We start from the raw sequence: 2,235 nt of genomic DNA on the forward strand, positions 1-2,235 counted from the left end.
AGCGTCGCACGATAGTCAGGAAGAAGCATGAGCACGATAGACGCCTCAGCAGTCAGGCTGGTCAGCGGTATAGCGGCGTGCCGGATTAACCGCAGCGTCAAACTCGCGCAGGGCCTTGGCACCGATCAGTAGCGGGAAGTTGAAATGGCTGCGGTCGACCAGGTTGACTTCGACCGTACGCTTCTTGTTTCCCAGGCACAGTTCCAGGTCTACAACAGGACGCTTGGCAGGGTTGATACCTTCGTCGTCTTCGTCATCACCTTCTGCACGCCCTTTGATCTTGCTGATCCGCGACACCTTGTGCTCATACACCTTGTTGTCGGCGCCCTTGGTTGCCAGACGGAATCGCACCCAGTCATCGCCATCACGCTGGAACAGCTCGATGTCCTTGGCCGACAGCGATGCAGTGAGTGCGCCGGTGTCCATCTTGGCCTTGAAGGTCTGGTCCACGTCCAGAACCTTGATGTTCTCGTAGCGGCCATACAACGTCGGTTCAGCGGCCATGACCGGCAGGGCCAGCAAAGACAATAGCGCCAGGATCGGTTTCACGTGAGAGGTTCCTCGCAATAGTCAGCGCCTGATTGGCGCCCGTTTTTAGACAGCGAACCTGCAGTAGGTTCGTCAGGATGAATATGACGTCAGCATAAAGGCCGAGACGTGAAACATTTGTAAGCACCTGTGTAATTGGCGTAAAACGCGTGGGTCTTTATTATTGCCGCCCCTGAACCTTCAAGAGTCCGTCATGCGCCGTCTGCTCACCGGCTGTTTTGTTGCTTTGTTGTTACTGATCAATACGCTGGTATTGATAGGTCCGTTATTGGTTTTTGCCTTGCTCAAGCTGCTGTTCAGAGGCCGAATGCGTGATCGCTGTTCAGTCGCCGTTATGTGGATTGCCGAAACCTGGGCCGAGATCGACAAGGTCATCTTCGCAACCTGTGTACCGACGCAATGGGATATTCGTGGCGATGAGGGCTTGCGCGGTGATACTTCGTATCTGGTCATCAGCAATCATCAGTCGTGGGTGGATATTCCCGCGCTGGTCCAGGCACTCAACCGGCGCACGCCCTTCTTCAAGTTTTTCCTGAAAAAAGAACTGATCTGGGTGCCTCTGCTGGGCCTGGCGTGGTGGGGGCTGGATTACCCGTTCATGAAGCGCTACAGCAAGGCGTTTCTGGCGAAGCACCCGGAACTGAAGGGCAAGGATCTGGAAATCACCAAGGCCGCCTGCGAGCTGTTCAAGCGTCAGCCAGTGACCATCGTCAACTATCTGGAAGGCACGCGCTTTACTCCGGGCAAACATGCGACTCAAGCATCGCCCTATACCCATCTGCTCAAGCCCAAGGCCGGTGGCGTCGCATTCGTGCTGGCTGCCATGGGCGAGCAACTGGACGCCATTCTGGATGTCACCGTGGTCTATCCGGGTTCAGGCATCCCGGGGTTCTGGGACATGCTGTGCGGGCGGGTGCCCAAGGTGATTGTCGACATCAAAACCCGCGAAATGGACCCGGCACTGTGGCAGGGCGATTACGAGAACGATCCGGTATTTCGCGAGAAAATCCAGAGCTGGGTCAACCAGCTCTGGGTGGAGAAAGATGCGCGTATTGCGGCGTTGCGGCTTGAATCAGCTGCCGGTACCCCATAACCCACTCAGGCTCTGCAACGCCGAACCGCTGGCACCTTGCTGCCCGAGGTACTGCAGAATCAGCGGGGCAAACTGGCTGACCATCGTGCTGTCCATGCCCAGTGCCTTGAAGGCGTTATTCACATCACCCATGCTCTGCACGTTGCCCAGTGCGCTGTTGAGCATCGAGTTATCGCCGGACTTGCCACCGAGCAGGCTGCCCAGTGCGTTTGCGCCTCCCAGGCTGTCCAGTGCGGAGGTGCCGGACATCTGCTCCAGACCGGGAACCGATTTGGCCAACTGCGAATAATCGGTGCTGGTCAGCTTGTTCTTCGCCAGCCCGAGCAATGCGCCTGTTCCGCCAACGGCTTGTTCAGGGGTGACATTGAGCTGGGTGCCAAGGGTATTAAGCAGTCCTGCGACTTCAGGGGCCGCTGTGGCTTTCTGATTGCCACTCGTGGCATTGGAAACCGCATTTGCGGCGTCATTCAGATTGAAGGCAAACACCGGGCTTGCAGCCAGTGCCATCAACGTTACCAAAGCCATACCGCGTGCAGTTTTCATTGCGTCACCCTTATCAAACCTGAACCGCCCATGAGTGGGCGGTAAAGCAG

General features: G+C 56.9%; 3 protein-coding genes. 1 reads left to right on the top strand and 2 read right to left on the bottom strand.

Going from position 1 to position 2,235, the window contains the following annotated elements; all coding sequences use genetic code 11:
* Positions 1-45: 45 nt before the first annotated feature.
* A complete protein-coding gene (rloA2, locus tag ALO64_RS15730) occupies positions 46-549 on the bottom strand; it encodes a retropepsin-like aspartic peptidase RloA2 (protein ID WP_002555611.1) in 504 nt (167 codons plus the stop codon).
* Positions 550-742: 193 nt separating this feature from the next.
* On the opposite strand from rloA2, the gene ALO64_RS15735 reads away from it, so the two are divergent.
* Complete coding sequence (locus tag ALO64_RS15735) at positions 743-1,642, top strand: acyltransferase (RefSeq protein ID WP_004654799.1); 900 nt, start codon at positions 743-745, stop codon at positions 1,640-1,642.
* Here ALO64_RS15735 and ALO64_RS15740 read toward each other — a convergent pair.
* Entirely contained in the window at positions 1,622-2,185 is a 564-nt protein-coding gene (locus ALO64_RS15740) for a DUF2780 domain-containing protein (RefSeq protein WP_005735044.1), read from the bottom strand. The two genes, ALO64_RS15735 and ALO64_RS15740, sit on opposite strands and share 21 nt — an antisense overlap.
* Between the last annotated feature and the right edge of the window lie 50 nt (positions 2,186-2,235).

This window comes from Pseudomonas meliae (assembly GCF_001400515.1).
Taxonomy (GTDB): domain Bacteria; phylum Pseudomonadota; class Gammaproteobacteria; order Pseudomonadales; family Pseudomonadaceae; genus Aquipseudomonas; species Aquipseudomonas amygdali.

Bases quoted from the DNA above. Each gene is read 5' to 3' on its own strand.
- ALO64_RS15740 (WP_005735044.1), bottom strand. From the start codon at position 2,185: ATGAAAACTGCACGCGGTATGGCTTTGGTAACGTTGATGGCACTGGCT.
- ALO64_RS15735 (WP_004654799.1), top strand. From the start codon at position 743: ATGCGCCGTCTGCTCACCGGCTGTTTTGTTGCTTTGTTGTTACTGATC.